The organism is Psychrobacter sp. DAB_AL43B (assembly GCF_900168255.1).
In the GTDB taxonomy this organism is placed as follows: Bacteria; Pseudomonadota; Gammaproteobacteria; order Pseudomonadales; family Moraxellaceae; genus Psychrobacter.
In genome coordinates this window covers 2,439,293-2,461,690 of record NZ_LT799838.1, presented here as the reverse complement: position 1 = coordinate 2,461,690, position 22,398 = coordinate 2,439,293, and the positions used below count along the sequence as shown (strand labels likewise).

Genomic DNA, 22,398 nt, shown 5'->3' with positions numbered 1-22,398 from the left:
ATACAGTCGTGTTACAGATTCTAACAGAGTTTAATTATCTGTCAATTGGTGACTTTATTTTTTTAACCTAAGGAAAAAAATAGCTAACGTTATTTAACGATTTGTATAATTAGGTTGATAAGTAAAAGAATGAATTTTATTGAACATTGTTATTAGTAAATAAAGTCGACTTAGGTTCGTTTATGAATAAATTTTTTAAAATAAGATTATAAAAACTGTTAGTGAACAATACTTTAACAGCCATATAACTGATTTTTTAAGTGTTTACTTTATAACTTAAGAAGCCTTCGTTTTTATAGGGATTTATTCAATACCTTTAGTAGAAAGTTTAGTATATTCATTATTATAAATATACTTGTTAGTGTTAACCTGCTCTTTCTGTATTTCATCTATTTTTTGTTGGTTACGTTTTTTCACTTCGTTAATAGCGTTACTAAGTTGATTGTTATTTTCTTCTATTTCAGTTTTTATCAAATCATATCATTTATCTATTTGAGATTTTGAATTGGGTATAAGTGTATCTATATTAAGAAAAACTACATCACATTTAATGTTTTCTAAATTTTCATCATTAGATAAAATAGGTACTACTTTAATAATTGGTTGTTTCTCTAATTTATTGTTGTTTTATTGTAACTTTTTTATTGCTTATAGCGTCTGACTTCATGGAATAAAAAAGGTTAGCGTCGCTATTTTCTATGGTTCTAATAGGTTTATTTGCATGAGTGTGAATTATAGGTTTCTTACTCAAATGTAAATATATTACTTGACTATTATCGACTTTTTATAGAGCTTTCGTGGTATCAAAGGCATTCATACAAGCTTGAGTCTTAATTGGCGGCCAATCATTGCCTACACTGGTAGTAATAATAGGATTAGCAGCAGTTTTTTTACTGCGAGCTATATTGTTTTCATACGAATTTACGTAGAAGGTAAAGAAGATGCCTAAATGTAGAAGTATTGTAAACACTAAGGTAGCTCACTATTTTTTACGAAATTTAATCATTATAAAAAAATACTTTTTCTAGTATTAGAATGCCTCGTTGATATATATCTACGCTATAAGAATAGTAAGGTTTTCTAATGATCTGGCTTTATCTTGATAGTTTTATTAATCAATTTTCTCGAATTTAATAGTAAACCATAATTTTAATATAGCTAATAACAACCTTATGGAATACATTTTTTTAATGGGCTTATCAGCTATGATTTTATCTAATTAATTTTAATAAAATCATAATATATTTTATTCCATACTAGGATTGATGATATAGGTTTGAGCAAACTTACATGATTGCATTATAAATACAGAAAGCTATAATAAAATTAACGCATCAGTAATAAAAAACTAATTACTACGTTTTATAAAGCCATACTTTCATTATGGAAATCTAGTTTAATTCCATAAAGATATTGGGTGTATACAGTAATAGAAAGAATGTTTATAAACTAGATTTTTCATTTACCGGAACAAGACGCTATGGACAGCAGAACTATATTATTATCGACTGCAATTTTTGCAACGATTGGTTTAGTAGGTTGCCAAACTATCAAAACTGATCCTATGTTATCCACCTCTGACTTTAGTCACCAAATTAAGTCCGTCACTTGGAAAAAGAGTGGCGAAGTGTTTTATAAGCCTACTAATGCAAATTTAGAAACTAATGAAAGCAGAATCGTCTTTTTTCGTGATTCTCATGATAGTGAGCAGTCCAGTAATATCAATATAGGCGTTGGATCTGATAACCTTTTTCAGGTTAGTTTAAAAAGTGGCCATTATTCTGAGCTGATTATTTGCAATGCCTCACAGACCATCAATGCAGAAATCCTAAATAGTGAAAGTGGTAAAGTCATTTCTCACTCTAAAAACTATCAATTTATTCCTCAAACGACGACTTATTTACAAGTCGATCTATCAGAAACAGGTCGACCTGTTATTAAGCAGATACCTGCTGATGAAGCGTTAGTGCTATTAAACGGAAGTTCCCAGCAAACGCATCAAATTAGTCGAGTCGTATCGGACTGTACCGCCGCAACTCCATCTGTAGCTCTCCTACAACAACCTATCGCGGCCTCTACTGTCGATAAACCCATAGAAATTAAAAACCCTCCTCAATTCAATGTGCTGTTTGATTTTGATAGTGCAGGTATTAAAAGTAATCACTCTGCAGTGTTAGATGGTATGGCTAATTTTATTCAATCTTATCCGCAAATGGCAGTTACTCTAGCAGGTCACACGGACAATAAAGGACCTGAAAGTTATAACCTAAAACTTTCTCAGTCTCGTGCAAACATCGTTAAAAACATTCTAGTAGATCAATATGGTCTAGAGACTGTACGTCTGAGCAGCATAGGGCACGGCGAGACGATGCCAATCGATACCAATAATACTGAAGAGGGTCGCCGAAACAACCGCCGAGTTGTTGCTATTGTAAGTAAAGGGAATAATTAAACTAACTCATAACTCTATATTGATACCTATCTCATTTAGAACTAATCACTCAAGGATGATGTCATGAGCACTATCACCGTTAAAGTAAATGACCAAATAAAAACTATTACTGAGCACAAAGTTGTTACCCAAGATGGCAAACCTACAATAATCAAAGCCGTTGATAAAATTAACTATGAGCTACTTGATGAATCGACGGGTCACGCTCCAAACCACATTATTACCAAACGAATAGATAAAGACCTTCATGTCTCGTTTGAAGGCGATAGTGAAAATCCCGATCTTATTATTGAAGGGTTTTACGATGATATCGACAGCGCACTTCTAGGCATGGCAGAAGATGGTAGCTATTACTATTACATTCCTGATTCAGGTGAAGTGGCAGACTATGTCACCGAGTTAGAAACAGGCGATATACAAGGCCAAGCGCTGGGTGGAAATCCACAGATTGCTCCTTGGTGGATAGGCGCGACGGAAACAGAAGGTTTTAATGCATTGCCATGGTTAGTGGGTCTTGCGGGCGTAGGACTATTAGGTGCGGCTCTAGGTAGCAGCGGTAGTAGTAATAATAATGGTAGTAAACCACCAGTCGATACCACCGCCCCTGATGCCCCAGTCGCTGAGATTAACCCTGAAGGCACGCTTATCACAGGCAGTACTGAGCCTGGTGCTACTGTTGATGTTGATATCAATGGTGACGGCGTTCCTGATTACACCGTGGCTGCCGGTGATGATGGCAACTATGAAGTCGATACCAGTGACACGCCATTAGTTGATGGTGAGACCATCACTGTGACGGCAACGGATAAGGCGGGGAATGAGTCTGAGCCTACTGATATTGTGGCAGAAGATACTACCGCTCCTGATGCACCAACCGCTGAGATCAACCCTGAAGGCACGCTTATCACAGGCAGTACTGAGCCTGGCGCTACTGTTAATGTTGATATCAATGGTGACGGCATTCCTGACTACACCGTGACTGCCGATGATGATGGCAACTATGAAGTCGATACCAGTGACACGCCATTAGTTGATGGTGAGACCATCACTGTGACGGCAACGGATAAGGCGGGGAATGAGTCTGAGCCTACTGATATTGTGGCAGAAGATACTACCGCTCCTGATGCACCAACCGCTGAGATCAACCCTGAAGGCACGCTTATCACAGGCAGTACTGAGCCTGGCGCTACTGTTAATGTTGATATCAATGGTGACGGCGTTCCTGATTACACCGTGACTGCTGATGACGATGGTAACTATAAGATTGACACCAGTGAGACACCATTAGTTGATGGTGAGACCATCACTGTGACGGCAACTGATGCGGCGGGGAATAAGTCTGAACCTACTGATATTGTGGCAGAAGACACCACAGCGCCTGGTGGTCAAGAAGGAGCAGATCAAGTTGCTCCAGTCATTGCCATTCCAGAAGCGGAAAACGGTGTCAATGCGGAAGAGCTTGCAAATGGTATTAAAACCCAAGTCACCTTACCAACCGGTACATTAGAAGGTGACACTATTACCATAACGGTTGTCCCAACCGGTGATGGCGATCCAGTAGAGATTACCCATATTGTAACTGGTCCTGAAGCAATAGCTGGCGTTGCCGCCGTCACCATTCCAAATAGTCCAGGTGGTATTATTGAAGATGGTGACTATAGTGTTTTTGCCACCGTAACAGACAAAGCAAGTAACAGCAGTGCTCCAAGTATACCTGTTGATATCACTGTTGACACCATTGCTCCAGGTAAGCCAACCAGTATCGTGGTTGGTAATGGTGATGAATTCCTGAATGCTGCTGAGATTGATGCTGACGGCAATGTAGACGTTGTCATAGGCCTTCCAGCCAATGCCGTTGCAGGTGACACCGTCGTGGCTAACGGTGTTGAGAAAGTCTTAACGCCAGCAGATATCAATGCAAAAGAAGTCACTGTTAAAGTCCCTGCACCAGCAGAAGGCGAATCGCTGGACATAACTGCGAGCATTAAAGACGTTGCTGGTAACAAATCAGAGGAATTGACAGAAAGTGTTGGTGTGGTTGACATCACCGCCCCAACTGACCCAATCGACGCCCCTGTTATTACAGACAACGTTGCTAACGATGGCAGCGGCGATGTTCTAGACCCTGCTGAAATGATTGCTTCTGGTGGCGTCACTAACGACAACACCCCAAGTGTGATCGTTCCTGCTGATCAAAGTGGCTAATGGCACTCCGCAGTTGGTAATTGATGGCAAAGTTGTGCCATCGACTTCAGTCACCAACCCAGATAACACCGTGACTTTAACACCAGAAACAGCCCTTACCGATGGTGATCATAGCTTAAGCTACAACCTTAAAGATGCTGCTGGTAACGTGAGTGAAGCTGCGCCTGCAGTAACAGTAACGGTAGATACCATCGCTCTACTAACAGTCGATAAACCAATCGCAGGCGATGACATTGTCAATGCTGAAGAAGCTGAAAAAGGCTTTAACGTGACGGGTACTGGTACAGCTGGTGACAAGATTACCTTAACTTACGGAACAGATACTAAGGTTGAGATTGGTCCTGCCTTTGTAGGCGCTAATGGTAAATGGACTATTGCGGTCGCTCCAGAAGATGTTACTACGATGGGTAACGGGCTAGAAACTTTGACGATCACTGCTAAAGATCCAGCCGGTAACGTGAATTCTGAGACCGCCGATATTACCATTGTTCCGGCTACGGAATTAACGATTACCTCTCCAATTGCTGGTGATAATATTGTCAATGCTGAAGAAGCGGATACTGGTTTTAATGTGACAGGTACTGGTACGGCAGACGATACCATTGTCTTAAAAAATGAAGCTAGTGAGATTATTGGTACTGCTATTGTTGGTGCCGATAATAAATGGAGCATTCCTGTCAATCAAGACGACATTACTGCTATGGGTGAAGGTTCAGAAAAGCTGACAGCAACCACTGCAAGCAATCTCACTGGTACGAGCGTTACTATTACTATTGATACCGTTGCTCCTGATGATAATACTACTGAGATTATCGTTGATAACATAACGGCCGATAACGTTATTAATGCTATAGAGGCTGAAGGTAATATTGCTATTACCGGTAAAGTTTCTGGTGATTACAGTGAAGGAAACACTGTAACGATAAAAGTTAACGGTATTAATTATACAGGCAAAGTAGATTTTTCTGGTAATTTTAGTATTGACGTTCCAGGTACTGGGCTCGTAGCAGATGCTGACAAGTTCATTGAAGTGAGCGTTGCTGCGACCGATGCAGCTGGAAACATCGGCACTGTGAGCAGCACTAAAGACTATACAGTGGACACAGACGCGCCTACAGCAGCAACCACCACCGTTGTTGTTGACAACTTAACTGATGACAACACCATCAACAAAGCAGAATCTGAAGCAGACGTGGCAGTGACCGGCACAGTGTCGGGTGAATTCACAGTCGGTGATGTCGTGACAGTGATGGTTGATGGCACTGGTTATACCGGTACCGTTGATATCAATGGTAAATTCAGTATTGACGTTCCAGGTACTGCTCTAGTGGCAGATACTGATAAGATCATTGAAGTGAGCGTGTCTGCCACTGATCAAGCTGGAAACATCGGTAGTGTGAGCAGCACTAAAGATTATACGGTGGACAGGATTGCTCCTGACGATATCAGCACCCAGATTACTATCAATGACTTAACTGCTGACAACGTAATTAACAAAGCAGAATCAGAGGCAGACGTGGCTGTTACGGGCACCGTGTCGGGTGAATTCACGCTAGACGATGTCGTGACGGTTACCGTCAATGGTATTGACTATACCGGTACAGTGGATGTCAATGGTAATTTTAGTATTGACGTTCCAGGTACTGAGCTTGTGGCAGATGCTGATGCGATTATTGAAATTAGTATTGTCGCAACGGATAAAGCGGGTAACACCGGTACTGTAAATGCCACAAAAGATTATACCGTCAACACAGATGAAATTATCGCTGCTGCAGATAACTTTGTTGATTTCCAACTAGATGCTACACCATCACGAACAGAAAATGAGAAACCATCAGACTTGGATAAGACTGGCTTTACCGTTGTTGGTGCAAGTTTAGGCCCTGTACTAGGTGCAGGCGTTGTTGCTAACGTTGTCAACAACTCAGTGGTACTAGAGGTAGGCGAAGATCAAGTCCGTGAAGTGACCGTTAAAGGTAATGCTGGCGGTATACAAGTTGTTGGTACAATGGATCTAAGTCTGTATAAATTAAACGAATCTACTAATGAGTGGGAAATACAGGAAGTAAAAGAGAACTGGGTGGTGTCCTATTTACTAGGTGGTGTGTCCAAAGATACTAAGTTTAGTTTAGATGAAGGGCAATGGTTATTTGTCATGTCCGGTGGTGAAGGCATCTCGGCGCTGACCGGTTATACATTAGAGTTTAAAAAAGATGTCGTTTTAGACTATTCCGAAGCAACAGCGGTCAGTGGTTCAGTGACAGGAGATATCTTAGCAGGTGATGACTCAAACTTTAGTTACGATGAACTGCCGGGCGGTACAACAGTTACTTCAATCACCTCTTTTAATGGTGTACAAGAGATTGAAACAGGAAGCAATGTCATTCAGGGGCAATACGGTACATTAACCATATCTTCTGATGGTACTTATGAGTATAAAATTAATGAAGATTTCCGCGGACCTTATGGCAGTGAGGAGAGCTTCACTTATACTATTACATCACCTGACGGTAATACCGCTTCTGCAGACCTTAATATTCAATTAAACATCCTTCCTGTTGATCAGCAGATTAAAGTAGATGAGAACCTCGTTGTTGATATTGAGCCAACAGTAATCTTAGATACGAAGGATTCCGCCATTAAAGATGCGGTGGGTTTTGGGGTTCTTGACTTAAGTTTTGGATCGTCATCAGTGCTGGATCTTGAGCTACTAGGAGGCAAGCCGCCACTTGAATTCACGGTTGGTGATAATCAAATGCGTGAGCTTACCTTACATGGTAGTGGTGGCGGAGTAGATATTGCAAAAACTTATAGTATGGCCGTTTACAAGCTAGATGAAAATACAGGACAGTATGTCCAAGTACATTTTGAAAAAAACTGGTTCAATGTTCCATTCCTTGGTGGAAAATCGGATCCTTTGACTTTACAGTTTGGTGAAGGAGATTATAAGGCCGTTTTACTAACAGCTGGTGGACTAGGACTTCTTAGTGGTAATGGCTTATATGTAGATCGCGATACAATCTATGATTACAACATACCTTCTAAGTTTACGGGACAGATTGAAGGTGATGCCACCCCTGATGCTGGTACCGTGATACTCAAAGTTGGCGAAGAGTCTGTCACTTCAGGCGCACCAGTGACTTATCAAGGTAAGTACGGACAACTCACAATTGATGCAAATGGGGAGTACACCTATAGTGTTGATAATAATTCTAATAACCCTACTTGGAAGCCACCCTATGGTGAAGTTGACTCATTTAGATTGGTGACTAAAGACGCAAATGGTAAAGCTGCTGTTGAAACCTTAAATATTAAGATTAGCACTCATACTGCTACTAATGATTTTAATGAGGCAACGGTAAATGAGCAAAACGTCACTTCTGACATTCAGTACAATCGTGACTATAAAGCGGTAGGCAACCACGGTAACACGATGGAAGAAACGTTTGAAATTGGTTCCAATAAAGTGGCATCAGCGACGATTAATGTTCAAAGTAGTGCTAAGAACGTAACCTACACGCTAACCAATACCACGACTGGCGAGGTTTTTACAAAGCAAGTATCTGGCGATAAAGGCCAGTCTCTGAATGACACTATTTATGATCTGCCCGCTGGTGCATATAAGATTAATATTGTCACTAGCGGCGGTTTTGCAGGTGGGAATATTAAAGGCTATCAATTCGTCGTCGATTTAGTACATACAGACGAGTTCAAGGGATCGACGTTTAACCCAGTAACCGGATTGCTACTTGATAATGATACAGGCATAGATAACGTCTCTGAGCTCAAAGTTGGTAGTAAGTCTGTATTTGTCAGTGATCCAAATCAAGGTGCCAAATCAATTGATATCGAAGGTTTGTACGGAACCTTAACTGTTAATAAAGATGGTAGTTATAGCTATCTACCAAATGGTGAAGCGTATGGGATTGAAAACTTTACCTATGAAACTATTTCTGTGACTGGCGTAAAAGAAACCGCTAATTTAGAGATTAACGTTGGTAAAACAATCACTGCCTCTGTTTATGATGACAGTGTCACCAGCTCTGCTGCAGATGATAGTTTCACTATGGGCGCAGGCGCTGATACAGTAATCTTTACCAACCTAGGTGATACTAAGGGCGGTAACGGTAACAATGGCATTGATAACTGGACCGACTTTAACGCTACACAAGGCGATAAAATCGATATTGCTGGTTTGCTTGATGGCAATCAAACGGCTGGAAATATCGGTAACTACCTTGCTTATGAAAGTGGCGTGCTCATGGTGGATCGTAATGGTAATGCTGAATATGAAGCGATGTTGCAAATAACGGCTACTGATCTTGATGAGTTATTAGGCAGTATCAATTGGCAAGTAGAAAGCGCTGGTATAGCAAACTTCAGTATTGGAGCGATTGGTGAGGATGTTATTAATATCAGTGATGATACCTATGACTCACCATTAATTAATCTGAGTGAAGAGCTTAATACTTTCAATTTGAGCGGAGCAGGTCAGTCTATAAGCTTATCGGATATCTTTGAAAATGAGATAATCGATATTAGCGGAACAGGAGCCAATACCTTGAATATCAGTGATGGGGATATTATCAACTCTGGAGCGTCAAACCCGATTTATGTTAAAGGTAACAGTGATGATACGGTTGATCTGCAAGGGAATGGATGGGTTAATACACAACAGACTGTTAAAGATAATGAAGGACAGGAATATAATGTATGGCAAGTAGATAGTAATTCTTCTTCTCAGATTTATATTGATACTGAGATTGCCAATATTATCTAATTATATTGGGATCTAAAAAAACGCTTCCAATACGGAGGCGTTTTTTTACAGTTATTTTTGAATCATATTAATAAATAATGTTTAACGCACGAAAACTAAGCAATTATTTAAAATGTATTTATAGGTCTAACTACTGAAGTTTAATATAAAAAAACTGAACGGCCCCAGTATTGTCGGAGACTTAACATTCTTAGAGAATACGACAATGAAAAGACAAAACTATACACTTCTAAAATTAAAAAACGCGCCGTTCGCAAACGATATTTAAATTAGTGCGTTTAGACAACAGCAGGATCATCGGTGCCATAGTGGCTAAGACCGTATAATAACCGGCGCCCAAACCTGCGACAATCGTGGCGACAAAGAAAATAACCAAAGGCAAGAATGCTGGAAAGTGACGACATTTATAGATTAGATGACTAGATAACTTTTCTAAAGCGCCGTTAGCGAGAGGAAAGTTATAAAAGAGCGTAACGGCAAAAATAACAAAGAAAATTTTGAGCGGCCATAGCTCAATAATCTCATAAGCCTTTAGTCCCATACCAAAAGAACCGATCAGGTATGAGAATGCGATAGCAAATAGACCAATATTGATTTTGGTGGTATAGCCCAAAATGATACATATCACTATAGCGGCTAGAATATAAAGCGTCACGACTGCTCCTTTGCCTTAACTGTATGAATTCTATAAAAAACCATAGCAGTTTTTACAGAGTAAAGAGCATTACGCTAATGTCGACAAATAGCTTTCAAGACTAGAAAATCGTATAAGTCTTAAAAGCGACTCTAGTTGAGTAGAGTGATAGCAAAAAAAAGGGTACATTAATTAGAGAAGATTGACCATAAAAATCTAGCTAAGATTCAACATTAAAATGATTAGAGATACCTTGTTTTTTGAGGCAAGAACACGCTTAAAAAGAAATCGGTTAATAAAAACTTTTCCATTCTGGTGAAAAAATGATAGAAAATTTCAAGAACTTTAAAATGCCACGATATGAGCAGGTGCGTTGGCATATACAGACATTACTGACAGAGAGTAAATGGGATGAAAATACGCCTTTACCTACGGAACAGGAGTTCGCTGATAAATATCAGGTATCTGTAGGAACTGTTCGTAAAGCGGTTGAAAAGTTAGTAGAAGAGGGTGTGTTAATTAAGCAGCAAGGCAAAGGTACTTTTTTAAAGCGCCCAGATTTTGAAAGTTCATTATTAAGGTTTTTTAAGTTCCGTGATAAAGAATCTAGTTATGTAACGCCAACAGGCATAGTCAAAAAAATCATGGTAATAGAAGCTATCGATGATATTAATCAAAAACTAAATCTAGGTAAAAATAAAGCCTTAATTTATATAGAGCGTATTCGTATTGTCGATGACAAAGTTTTGCTGAGTGAAAGAATTTGGCTACCTAAAAGCCGTTACCAAGCCTTTGTGACTTTAGCTCCCGAAGACTTTGAGAATTTTCTCTATCCGTTTTACTATAAGAAGTGCGGTCAGTTTGTATCTTCTGCCGTAGAAACACTATTTTTTATAACCGATCACAGCGATCCTTATTTGGATAATACTAAACAAGAAAACTTGGTGAAGGTATGTCGCATTGCTAGGAATTTAGAAGGTGATACCCCACTCTCAACATCGAAAGGGATTGAAAAAAGAAGAGCATCTCACTAATCTATTGTTTTCGACCAAGAATACAACGGAGTCATGAGATGCCCATAGACGAATTTATCATCAATATCTATTTAATGGTAGAGCAATATTACAAAATAGTCGTCACCAAACCCTTGCGAGGTGCAGGTTACGCGCCAAAGCTGAGTGATCCTGAGATTATTTGCATGGAACTGGTCGGTGAATTTTTAAACCTTGATCAAGACAAACAGATTTGGCAATACTTTACCCAGCATTGGCAATCTTGGTTTCCAGCCATCGGCTCATATCCTAACTTCGCAAAGCATTGCGCGAATCTGTGGCAGGTCAAACAGCGGATACAAGATACAGTCAGTCAACTTGAGGGCCGTGACAACATCCATTTTATGGATGGTTTTCCGATACCCGTCTGTCATTATGGACGCGCTTATCGGCATAAAAACTATCAAGACGTAGCGGCTTTTAGCTACTGTGCAGCTAAGCAAGAGAGGTACTATGGCTTTGAGGGACATTTGCTGGTTAACTTATCGGGCATGGTTAAAGGCTTTACCGTTGCCCCTGCCAATGTTGATGAAAGAGCGGTTGCGCCTGATATTACTGACAATATCCATGGTTTGCTCGGCGCTGATAAAGGGTATATCAGCCCTAGTCTGACATCGTACTACGACGCTCAAGGAGTGGATTTACAAACGCCACTCAGAGCCAACATGAAAGAGGATAGACCCAAACCGGTGGTAAGGCGGCTGATGAAAACCCGCCGTATCGTTGAAACAGTCATTGGTCAGCTATCAGAACGATTTAATATACAAAGGGTACGAGCAAGAGATTTATGGCATTTGTCTCATCGATTGATTCGTAAAATTCTGTCACATAATCTATGCTTTGTACTCAACAAAAAACTTGGTAACCCGCCACTTCAGTTTGATTTGCTTATTTCAAGTTGAGAGTGGGGTAAGGTGATCCTATTGAGTATAGAGAATCATTCGGGCTAGCAGATAAGTTCAGCTATGAAATTAATATTATTTAGCGGTCAATAAGGGTAATGAGCTGAAAACTGATAAATGGAGAGTTTGGGACAGAAGTTATCATAGCTAATATTGGTATGCCTTATCTGAACTATCCTAAGCGACAATCATAATATACTGTTTTCTTTGTGGAACTTCTGCTGTAGGAACTAAACTGCCAGCTATAGTCCGAGTGTTTACTGACTTTCTCTATTCCGATTTTATGTTATACCAATAATAATACTAACAAGTGATTTGTAGGGTGCGTAAACTAGTAGCTTTGTACAGATGGGCCGTACAGATAGATTCAAATATGTAAAGTCAGCTATCACTCGTAATAGTAATGATCTAAAATACGTGCTATTTTTGCAGACCCTTATTACACAATATGTGTTAATTACATAATATGTATTACTTGATACATATCACACCAGCAGTAACTGACTGTCCGCTACACCAACGTAAGGTTAATCATAATGACCCCAGTAATTAGAGTCGCCATCGCCGGTTACGGCAACCTCGGCCGCGGCACCCAAGCCGCTATCAAGCAAAGTCCAGACATGCAATTAGTCTGTGTATTCAGCCGCCGAGATCCCGCCTCCGTTATTCTTATCGACCCAAGCGTTCCTGTGTACGCCATGGACGATATTGCACAATACAAAGATGACATAGACGTGTTGATCTTATGTGGCGGCTCCAAGTCTGATTTGCCTGAGCAAGGTCCAGCGTTCGCCAGCTTATTTAATATCGTCGACAGCTTCGATACTCACGCTAAAATTCCTGAGTACTTTGCAGCGCTTGATGTACCTGCTAAGGAAGCGGGTAAAGTCGCCATGTTGTCCGTAGGTTGGGATCCCGGTCTGTTTTCTATCAACCGCTTATACGGTGAAGCCATTTTACCGGTCGGAGAAACCTATACCTTTTGGGGCAAAGGCTTAAGCCAAGGACACTCAGATGCAGTACGCCGCGTGGATGGTGTTAAGTCAGGCGTGCAATATACCATTCCCTCAGAACCTGCCATGGCACGGGTACGTAACGGTGAGCAGCCTACACTTAGCACACGCGAGAAGCACACCCGCGAATGCTATATTGTGCTAGCAGATGGCGCCGATGCCGATATAGTACGTAACACCATAGTAACCATGCCGGATTACTTTGCCGACTACGACACCGCAGTACACTTTATCGACCAACAAACTTTTGAGCGTGAGCACCGCAAGATGCCCCACGGTGGCTTCGTCATTCGCAGCGGTGTCAGCGGCACTGAGCAAGACAGCAACAACCAAGTGTTGGAGTTTTCATTAAAGCTCGGCAGTAACCCTGAGTTCACCTCTAGCGTGCTCGTGGCCTACGCCCGCGCTACCTATAAGATGAACATGGCAGGGGATACCGGTGCGAAAACCGTGCTTGACGTCGCACCTGGTTTATTATCGCCTAAGACACCGGCGCAGCTGCGTAAAGAACTGCTGTAAACGCTAGCTTTGAGCTAAAAATAAAAAAGCTCTGAGCTGAAAACAAAAAGCACCAAGCCATGAAGGCTCGGTGCTTTTTTTGTGGTCTAATCTTTGGCGCAGTTACTTTAGCTTGTGTAACAACAACCTCTGTCATGTCAAAGTAGGTCGACCAAATCATATAATATAACGTTATCTTATATGTATTGATTCTATTAGCTTATAGCTATTCTACAATTAAAAATAGCAAAGTAATTTTGGATAGTGGTTAACAGTCAGAGCAATTGAAACTGATAATAACCTGACAGAAACCCTTTAATATTTAATCAAGTAGTATTTTGACCTCCAGGTCGTAAACTTATCGTAGCTGCTTTATATACCAGAGAAACAGATGCTTGGTTTAGAGAAAGAGCCACTGTGATTGCGCTGCTTGAAGCTGTGATGTTAGTATGAGGAAGGGGTTTCTAAAGCACACTTACAAATACTGGTCTAAACAAGATCTCAAAATATAAGGATACCGTTATGGGTAGTTTTTCCATTACACATTGGCTAATTTTATTGGTGGTAGTGGTAATCGTATTTGGTACCGCTAAGCTTAAAAATGCTGGCAAAGACCTAGGTGGTGCAGTAAAGGGTTTTAAAGAAGCAGTGAAAGATGAAGAAACTGAGCATGCTCACAAGAAACGTGTGCTTAGCCATGAAAATGATACACAAGCAGGCAGTCAGGTTGATGATATGGAAATCAGCCCCGTCACCACTTATGATAAGCACAAAGTATGAAGCGCGCCGCTTATAAATAGCGGCACTAAGTAGTCTATTAATATGTGTGACTGTTATGTTTGATATTGGTTTTTCCGAACTACTCTTGTTTGGCGTCATTGCTTTAATCGTATTGGGCCCAGAGAAGCTGCCACAGGCCGCCCGTACAGCTGGGCAATGGTATGCCAAAATGCGTCGTATAATATCAACACTACAGTCTGAAATAGAGGCTGAGCTTGATCTAGCTGAAACGCGTCAACAAATGCAAAATGAACTTGCGAAAATCCGTCAGACTGAGTCGGATATGAAGCGTGAAATAGCAGAAATGCGCGGTAGTATGCAAAAATTTGAGCATTCACAGAACCAAAGCTTAGACGCTTCACATCAGCCAATCACCTCTTATGATAAAGACCATCAACTAGATACTTCCTCCTCGCTAATTAAACAGGAGGCGGATCAGTGAGCCTATTTAAACGGCAAAAAAGTCGACAAGAAAAAATAGCTGCTACGGAACTTGAGGCGACAACAGATACAACACAGAATAATGAGTCAGAAGATACATTAGGTGTTCTTAGTGATATGCCTATCACTGAACATTTAATCGAGCTGCGCACGCACTTAATAAAAATATGCGTTGCCGTTTTAATTATATTTTTAGCATTGGTAGGGTTTTCACGCGAGCTTTATAATCTTTTATCAGATCCATTGGTAGCGCAGTTGCCTATCAATTCGACTATGATTGCCACCGACATAACGTCAAACTTTATGGCACCCATTCGCTTAACGGGCTTTGTCGCCGCATTTTTAGCGATGCCTTATATCCTGTATCAAATTTGGTCATTTGTGGCTTCCGGCTTATATGAAAAAGAGAAAAAAATCGCTACTCCCTTACTACTGTCTTCGATATTTCTATTTTATGCTGGCGTTGCTTTCGCCTACTTTATCGTACTCAAAGGTGTATTGAAATTTTTTATTATGTTCGCTCCGCAGAACGTTATACCAATGACCGATATTGACAGTTACCTGAGCTTTGCCCTCAAGCTATTTATGGTGTTTGGACTGACTTTTGAGATTCCAGTGGCCACCTTATTATTGGTAATGGTCGGAATCGTTTCTACTAAAAGTTTAGAAGATAAGCGTCGTTATATCATTGTCGGCTGTTTTGGGGTCGCCGCGGTAGTGACACCGCCTGATGGCGTATCAATGCTGTTACTAGCGATTCCTATGTGGCTCTTGTTTGAATTGGGTTTGTTTTTAGCAAAAATATTAATTAGAGATGAAGGAATTACCGTTTTAGCCTCAGGGAATGAAACATTAGAAAGTAACTAGCAATAGAAAGTAGCTAGCAATAGAAAGTAGCTAGCAATAGAAAGTAGCTAGCAATAGAAAGTAGCTAGCAATACCTTAAACACGCCAAATACCTCTCTTTGATAGCTAACTCACTGGCTAAGATAAGCAAATCAAATGGACGACACCAAACTTACTATTCTTTAGGTGCTTACTCTAGACTTTCAGTAGATTATGCAAGTTTACTAAAAACACTTGTTTAATGGACACTTGCTGGTAGTGGGGCTTAGATTTTATTATCTAGTTCTCTGATTCAAATAAACTGGTCTCTGATATATCCCGAGAATTTAAATCTTAATAAGCCGAGACGCGTTCTTCTGTTTCGCCACTGTCTAACACTTCAGAATCATTACTACGGTTAATACCCACCTTGTCATTTGACATATCTTCGCTGACTATCGCACCATCCTCGGAAACTGCCCCAGTATTCTCAGGCATATCGTTACTTGGCAGAATAGCACTTTCCTCTCGGTTACTATGCATGGGCTCACTGGCCATAGCTATCTCTGCTGCTGCTTCTTGCTCTGATGTTTGCGAGTCAATCTCCAGAGCTGAACCTTCCATCGTTGATTCGTCTTTTTTATCACAAGCACTTAATGTTAATGCCGATGTTGCTAGTATGACAAATAGCCATTTTTTACGGGTGGTGTTTGATTGCTTATTGTCAGGGGATAGTTGGATTATGGTAGCAGTTTTTAGATTTTTATTTATCATATTCATAATGCTCTCAGCTCTCTAGCCTAATTAGTTGTTAATAATTTTTAAAGTTATGCCGTTAGATAAAATGCTAATCAATAAAGTTTAATTAATATCATATAACTATACTAACAATTAAGGGTAGCTACCTTATTAGTTACAGCACAGTTATGTTAAAAACTCGTAACTACCTGTCAATGAGCCATGTCTTATGGTTGGTTGAATATAAGTAAGCGCTGATTACCTAAAATAAATAAAGTAATAGAGCAAATGATGATTTATTGAGTAGGCTTCCGTACTTAACGCACTCTGAGGTCTTAACCTACTGCTTCATAAGAAGATGCTTACATGCAAACATTCCGCATAAATGCTGGCTTGAAGTCATTATTAGTCTCGATAAACCGGCATAAATTTGGCTAAGATTTGAGACGTAAATATCAAAAATAAATCATTAATGTTAGAATGGTTTTAAGCTCTACTTCAATCAGTCTACTTTAAATTTTAGGTCACTCTTAATGATGACCGAAGCCGATCAAATAAGGTCAGATATATGCTAATCACAGAGCTGGGATATTTTGCTTTGCTGGTAGCCTTTGTGCTCGCCATATTGCAAGTGATATTACCTACATGGGGTATTTTAAAACACAATGCTGCTATGCAACGGTTAGCGCCGAGTCTAGCTTGGGCACAGTTTTCTATGATGATGCTGTCATTCGTGGGATTGATGGCAGGATTTTATTACAATGACTTTAGTCTGGAATATGTGACCCAACACTCTAACAGCTTGCTACCTTGGTATTACCGAGTATCAGCGACTTGGGGTGGTCACGAAGGCTCGTTATTGTTATGGATGACTATTCTGGCGACTTGGGCAGCATTAGTCTCCTTATTCAGTCGCGGTTTGCCATTATCTATGCGTGCGCGGGTGTTGGTTATTATGGCTGGCGTGCAGACGATGATGTTAGCGATGCTTATTTTCACCTCATCGCCGTTTAATCGCACCTTGCCTTATCTAATGGTCGATGGTGTAGATCTAAATCCAGTACTACAAGATCCTGGCTTAATCATTCACCCGCCAATGCTATATATGGGTTATGTTGGCATGGTCGTGCCTTTTGCTTTTTGTATGGCAGCATTGTGGGCAGGGAGGCTGGATGCAGTATGGGCACGCTGGTCACGGCCTTGGACTCAAGCGGCTTGGGGGTTTTTAACGCTAGGAATCGCTTTGGGTTCTTGGTGGGCTTATTATGAGCTTGGCTGGGGTGGCTGGTGGTTTTGGGATCCAGTGGAGAATGCTTCTTTGATGCCATGGCTGGCGGGTACGGCATTATTGCATTCATTGGCTGTTACTGAGAAGCGCGGCGTCTTTAAGGCATGGACCATTATGCTGGCCATCTTTACCTTTGCGCTAAGTTTGCTAGGTACCTTCCTTGTGCGTTCTGGCGTCATTACCTCTGTGCATTCATTTGCAGCTGATCCAACCCGAGGCCTCGTTATTTTAGTTATTTTAGCGATAGTCATCGGCGGTGGATTAATTATGTTTGCCCTGCGTGGCTGGCAGTTGACTGTTGAAAGTCAATATCGCGCGATCTCTCGTGAGTCTTTTTTAGTCATCAATAACGCCATTATCTTAATAGCGACTTTAGTCGTCCTGCTTGGTACCTTGTATCCTATCATTGCTGATGCCTTTAATTTAGGGCAAGTCTCCGTTGGTGCGCCTTATTTTAATGCTTTATTTGTACCGCTAACGTGGTTAGTAATGCTCGCGATGGGCATGGGCTCCAATATTCGTTGGAAGAAGGACAGTCGACCTTTACTTGGACCGGCACTGATTATCGGTATTAGCAGTGCTGTTTTGGGTGCAATTATCAGCTATTTCGTTTATCCAGTAGCAATGTTTAATATCGCGGTGACTGTCGCGTTGAGTCTATGGATATTGGCATGGATGTTCGTCGATATTAAAGATAAGACTAAAAATGCTAAAACTCGACTGGCTGGTATTAAACGTCTGAAAAGTAGTTATTGGGGCATGCAGACCGCCCACGTAGGCGTATTAATCGCCGCGATAGGTGTGGCATTTACCTCTAGTATGAGTATTGAAACTGATGTGGCTATGGGTGTCGGCGACAGTGTTCATGTTCAAGGTTATGATTTTGAGGTTAAAGGTTTTACAGAGGTCAAAGGCAGTAACTATGATGCGACCGAAGCCGAAGTCTTAGTCAGTAAAGATGGTCAATCGGTTACGACATTGCGGCCACAAAAACGTACTTACGTGGTGAGTATGATGCCGATGACCGAAGCTGCAATTGATGATCGACTAAGCCGAGATCTGTATGTCGCGTTAGGTGAACCTATTGCTGAAGACAGTAATCAGTGGGCAATCCGCATCTATGTCAAACCCCTTATTCGCTGGATTTGGCTGGGTTCTATTATCATGGTACTTGGTGTAGTGATATCGATGTTAGATCCTCGTTATCGCATCAAACCTAGGAAGCGTTCCAAAATTCTAGAAGATGATCTTGACTATGGTATCTATGAAGACAGGCCTATAGATATAAAGTCTGAGTATATAAAGGCTGGGGTCAAATCAGTTAATAGTTCAGTTACTCAATCAGTAGAGGAGCGCTAAGGTTATGGAAAGTAAACAACTTAAACTGTGGTTTGTGATTCCGCTTATCGTGTTTATTGGTTTCATTATTATGCTTTTTTTTAGACTGGGTAAGCCGACGGAGATCGTGACCAATACAGCACTCGAGCGTCCAGTACCAACTTTTGAGTTGCCACTATTGTCTGATACCAGTCTCATGGTGACAGACTCACAAATGCCAACATCTCCTTATTTAATCAATATTTGGGGTTCATGGTGTCCGACTTGTGTGTATGAGCATCCTTTCTTTTTAGAATTAAAGAAGCGTGGTGTCCATACAGTCGGTGTGAACTATAAAGACGAGATTGGTGATGCGCTTAATTATCTTAATGAGCTTGGCGATCCGTATTTGATGTCTGTGCAAGACTATTCTGGTCAGTTCGCCTTGGATTTAGGTTTGACTGGTGCCCCTGAGACTTTCGTTGTCGATAGCAAGGGCATTATTCGTCAGCATATCGTTGGTGAAGTAAACGAAGAAAATTGGCAAAGCCGGATTAATCCTTGTTTAAAACTTCTACAACAAGAGGCTACTGGTGAAAAGATAGCATCTACCCAAGTTGAAGAGGTCTGCCAATGAACGCTAACACCTCATTATTTTACAGACTAGTATTAATCCCAGTTTTTGTGCTTTTCACTTTATTAATAGGAGCGACAAACCTGAGTCATGCTGCTATCGAAGTTTACGATTTTGATTCAAAACGGCAAGAAGCGCAGTACCGCGGCCTAATTGATGAGTTTCGTTGCCCGAAATGCCAAAATCAAAATCTGGCAGGTTCTGATGCACCTATCGCCCAGGATTTAAAGCAAAAAACTTATGATATGGTAAAAGATGGTCGCTCGGACGCTGAGATTCGTCAGTATATGCAAGAGCGCTATGGCGATTTTATTAGTTATAGTCCACCAGTACGTCCATCTACATGGATACTTTGGTTCTTTCCACCACTATTATTAATCTTAATACTGGGCGGCTGGTTTTGGCGCAATCATACTCGTAGTAAAGCTCCTAATAAACGCCCTATTATGCCGAATACAGATATAAGTAGTTCACTAACAGTTAAAGAGCAAGCCGCGTTAGATAGGCTGTTAGCAAGTCGGGAAGAATCAGGTAAGACAACGACAGAGGCAACGATAGACGAAGCTAACCTAACTGAGACTGAGACTGAGACTGAGACTGAGACTAAGCCCTCTAATCTTAAAACGACGAAACCCAAATCTAATGGGCAAACACGCGATAAAGGAGATTCCTTATGACTGTGTTTTCTACTCTTGTCATATTCATTATTTTTAGCCTATTGGTTGCGCTATTAGCCGCATTGATAGTCATCGTACCGTGGTTGCGCTCAAGCAGAGATGCGCCTGACCCTGTAGACAATCGGCTCATTGATCTAAATGTCGATGTGTACAAGTCCAGGTTGCGTGAGCTTGCTGCTGATAAAGCAATAGGTACTATAGATGATGCTCAATATATCGCTCAAAAAACAGAACTTGAGCGTCAGTTATTAGATGCTGAACAAATCGCAACGCCTATGCAATTGCCTAGTCTAAAAGGTCAGTTGGCACTGATAGTCTGTGTGCCAGTATTGGCGATATGTGCTTATGTGCTTTTCAGCGATCGTAGTGATGTGTTTGACTTATGGCGCGCGCAGGATAGAGTGGGTGACGTGTCAGAGGAGCTGCTTTCCGGCAAGATTGACGTGCTACCAGAGTGGGCTTTTGAAGATGGTGCAGGACTTTTCTCGACCATTCAAACCAATGTCCATCGTAATGCTGATGATTCTTACCGCTGGATGGTATTGTCGGAAATATTCTTATCTTTTGAAGAGCCAGAATCGGCTTTAGAAGCACTTTCGAGAGCTTATAGACTATCCCCTGATGACAAAAATATTGCAGCAGAGTATGCGCAATTAAGCTTTTTAGCGAATGGAGGTAGTCTTGATATCGAGACTCGCCGAGTCTTGGAGGACATCCTGAAAAGTGATCCTGATAATGAGTCAGCACAGATGTTAATGGCAAGGGGCGAGGCGAAAGCAGGTAACTATGAACAGGCACAAGGCTGGATAGCTAAAATGCGTCAGCGTATGGAAAAAAATCCGAGCGATGATAGGCATGCGCTTACTGGCTTGGATGAGTTAACGGCCGATATTGTCAGGCAACAGGCGCAAGCTAATGAAGGTATAGATATATCTGTCACTGTGAATGCTAAATTACTACCGTTAATAACCGCTAACGATGTATTGTTTGTTGCTATTCGCGCCGCTGAAGGTGGGCCTCCCTATGCGGCAAAACGAATACCGATTAGCAGTTTAAAGCAAGGCAATATCAGTTTAAGCCTAAGCAATCTAGACGCAATGATGGCTGATAGAACGCTACAACCTGCACGCGCATCAGGTGAGCAGCTGGTTGTGACCGCGCGCATTAGCCATTCTGGTAATGCTATTTCCGTATCTGGTGATTTATCTTCTAATCCAGTCGTGCTAAAAAGTGACCAGCAACAAGTAAATATTGAAATCAATCAGCAGGTGCCTTAAATGTTAGTCGGAAGTGTTAGATGAAAAATGTTCAGTGTTCAGTGTTCAGTGTTCAGTGTTCAGTGTTCAGTGTTCAGTGTTCAGTGTTCAGTGTTCAGTGTTCAGTGTTCAGTGTTCAGTGTTCAGTGTTCAGTGTTCAGTGTTCAGTGTTATATGAGTTTTAATAACAAGATTTTAACGACAGAGCTATTCATGAATCAGAGAGTAGTTAGTATAAAAGCCTAGATCAGAAACGCCTCGATAATTTCGGGGCGTTTCTTTATAAAAATGAGCAGTTTCAATAGCGTACAGCCATAGAGCTCATCCTGCCTTATGCGGCTTGTTTTATGCTACTTAAATGAGCACTCAACTCATAAGTTTTAGGGTGTAATGTTGCAGATTAGTTACAGAATATTGAGTATCCATGTTATCATTACAGGTAGTAAGGTATTAAGTTATTTAGCGTTTTATGAAATCTAAACTAAACAATATCTAACTTAAAATAAACTAAACAATAAAAATATAACGACCATTTAGAACAAAGATAAAAATACAAAAAATAGTTTATTTAGCATTCTTATTTGAAATAAAAGCTTTAAATATTACTGTTTTACTACTTGTTAGCCAGCGTGAATATATTTAGAGGTGAACTATGCAACCTGAACAGCAACTAAAAAACCAGCAGCAACCAGTCAGACGCGAATGGCTTAGTGCCCTAGTCATGGCTTTTATTGCCTTACCATTTATAGCGCTGTTATTCATTTGTGCTTATGGTTTCATCATTTGGTTCGGTCAAATGTGGTTCTGGGGACCACCTTCTTAACCTGTTAACTAGCGTCCCGTCAGTAACTGATATTGTCCAATCGCTAATCTCTATTATTTTCACGCAAAAAATGGACAAATGAC

General features: G+C 40.8%; 16 protein-coding genes and 1 pseudogene. 14 read left to right on the top strand and 3 right to left on the bottom strand.

Features of this window, described 5'->3' with window-relative positions; all coding sequences use genetic code 11:
- Positions 1–303 precede the first annotated feature (303 nt).
- A complete protein-coding gene (locus tag DABAL43B_RS14265) occupies positions 304–474 on the bottom strand; it encodes a hypothetical protein (RefSeq protein ID WP_171996347.1) in 171 nt (56 codons plus the stop codon).
- A 1,006-nt stretch (positions 475–1,480) separates the two neighbouring features.
- Between DABAL43B_RS14265 and DABAL43B_RS10420 the strand changes: the two genes are divergently transcribed.
- The 3 genes from DABAL43B_RS10420 to DABAL43B_RS10410 all read left to right on the top strand — a co-directional run bounded on the left by DABAL43B_RS10420 (position 1,481) and on the right by DABAL43B_RS10410 (position 9,437).
- Entirely contained in the window at positions 1,481–2,452 is a 972-nt protein-coding gene (locus tag DABAL43B_RS10420; protein ID WP_079692305.1) for an OmpA family protein, read from the top strand.
- Between the two features lie 63 nt (positions 2,453–2,515).
- Positions 2,516–4,657 (top strand): Ig-like domain-containing protein, encoded by a 2,142-nt coding sequence (locus DABAL43B_RS10415; protein WP_079692304.1) that lies wholly within the window; start codon positions 2,516–2,518, stop codon positions 4,655–4,657.
- Positions 4,650–9,437, top strand: a complete 4,788-nt coding sequence (locus DABAL43B_RS10410; RefSeq protein WP_079692303.1) for a BapA/Bap/LapF family large adhesin — start codon at positions 4,650–4,652, stop codon at positions 9,435–9,437. Before DABAL43B_RS10415 ends, DABAL43B_RS10410 begins: the two co-directional genes overlap by 8 nt.
- 256 nt (positions 9,438–9,693) lie before the next feature.
- Here DABAL43B_RS10410 and DABAL43B_RS10405 read toward each other — a convergent pair.
- A pseudogene (locus DABAL43B_RS10405) lies at positions 9,694–10,092 on the bottom strand (SLC13 family permease); the annotation flags it as partial.
- Positions 10,093–10,394: 302 nt separating this feature from the next.
- Between DABAL43B_RS10405 and DABAL43B_RS10400 the strand changes: the two are divergent.
- The 6 genes from DABAL43B_RS10400 (at position 10,395) to tatC (ending at position 15,624) form a co-directional block, all read left to right on the top strand.
- Positions 10,395–11,105: a GntR family transcriptional regulator gene (locus tag DABAL43B_RS10400; protein ID WP_079692301.1), complete on the top strand. Its 711-nt coding sequence runs from the start codon at positions 10,395–10,397 to the stop codon at positions 11,103–11,105.
- A gap of 38 nt (positions 11,106–11,143) precedes the next feature.
- Positions 11,144–12,025 carry an IS982 family transposase gene (locus tag DABAL43B_RS10395; RefSeq protein WP_079691658.1) on the top strand — a complete coding sequence of 294 codons (882 nt, stop codon included), beginning with the start codon at positions 11,144–11,146 and terminating at the stop codon, positions 12,023–12,025.
- Between the two features lie 536 nt (positions 12,026–12,561).
- Positions 12,562–13,557, top strand: a complete 996-nt coding sequence (locus tag DABAL43B_RS10390) for a diaminopimelate dehydrogenase (RefSeq protein ID WP_079692300.1) — start codon at positions 12,562–12,564, stop codon at positions 13,555–13,557.
- A gap of 501 nt (positions 13,558–14,058) precedes the next feature.
- A complete protein-coding gene (gene tatA / locus DABAL43B_RS10385; protein WP_079692299.1) occupies positions 14,059–14,316 on the top strand; it encodes a Sec-independent protein translocase subunit TatA in 258 nt (85 codons plus the stop codon).
- Between the two features lie 55 nt (positions 14,317–14,371).
- A complete protein-coding gene (gene tatB, locus DABAL43B_RS10380) occupies positions 14,372–14,758 on the top strand; it encodes a Sec-independent protein translocase protein TatB (RefSeq protein ID WP_079692298.1) in 387 nt (128 codons plus the stop codon).
- Positions 14,755–15,624 (top strand): twin-arginine translocase subunit TatC, encoded by an 870-nt coding sequence (tatC, locus tag DABAL43B_RS10375; protein ID WP_079692297.1) that lies wholly within the window; start codon positions 14,755–14,757, stop codon positions 15,622–15,624. Before tatB ends, tatC begins: the two co-directional genes overlap by 4 nt.
- Before the next feature lie 312 nt (positions 15,625–15,936).
- Here tatC and DABAL43B_RS10370 read toward each other — a convergent pair whose 3' ends face one another.
- On the bottom strand, positions 15,937–16,362 hold the full coding sequence (locus tag DABAL43B_RS10370; RefSeq protein WP_145952530.1) for a hypothetical protein: 426 nt from the start codon (positions 16,360–16,362) through the stop codon (positions 15,937–15,939).
- A gap of 526 nt (positions 16,363–16,888) precedes the next feature.
- Here DABAL43B_RS10370 and DABAL43B_RS10365 point away from each other — a divergent pair.
- The 5 genes from DABAL43B_RS10365 (at position 16,889) to DABAL43B_RS14180 (ending at position 22,315) form a co-directional block, all read left to right on the top strand.
- Positions 16,889–18,967, top strand: a complete 2,079-nt coding sequence (locus DABAL43B_RS10365) for a heme lyase CcmF/NrfE family subunit (protein ID WP_079692295.1) — start codon at positions 16,889–16,891, stop codon at positions 18,965–18,967.
- Between the two features lie 4 nt (positions 18,968–18,971).
- Positions 18,972–19,562: a DsbE family thiol:disulfide interchange protein gene (locus DABAL43B_RS10360; RefSeq protein ID WP_079692294.1), complete on the top strand. Its 591-nt coding sequence runs from the start codon at positions 18,972–18,974 to the stop codon at positions 19,560–19,562.
- Positions 19,559–20,236 carry a cytochrome c-type biogenesis protein gene (locus tag DABAL43B_RS10355; RefSeq protein ID WP_079692293.1) on the top strand — a complete coding sequence of 226 codons (678 nt, stop codon included), beginning with the start codon at positions 19,559–19,561 and terminating at the stop codon, positions 20,234–20,236. The genes DABAL43B_RS10360 and DABAL43B_RS10355 overlap by 4 nt, the downstream gene beginning before the upstream one ends.
- Positions 20,233–21,513: a c-type cytochrome biogenesis protein CcmI gene (gene ccmI / locus DABAL43B_RS10350; RefSeq protein ID WP_079692292.1), complete on the top strand. Its 1,281-nt coding sequence runs from the start codon at positions 20,233–20,235 to the stop codon at positions 21,511–21,513. Before DABAL43B_RS10355 ends, ccmI begins: the two co-directional genes overlap by 4 nt.
- Before the next feature lie 631 nt (positions 21,514–22,144).
- Positions 22,145–22,315, top strand: coding sequence for a periplasmic nitrate reductase, NapE protein (locus tag DABAL43B_RS14180; RefSeq protein WP_121509207.1), 171 nt, complete (start codon positions 22,145–22,147; stop codon positions 22,313–22,315).
- Positions 22,316–22,398: the final 83 nt, after the last annotated feature.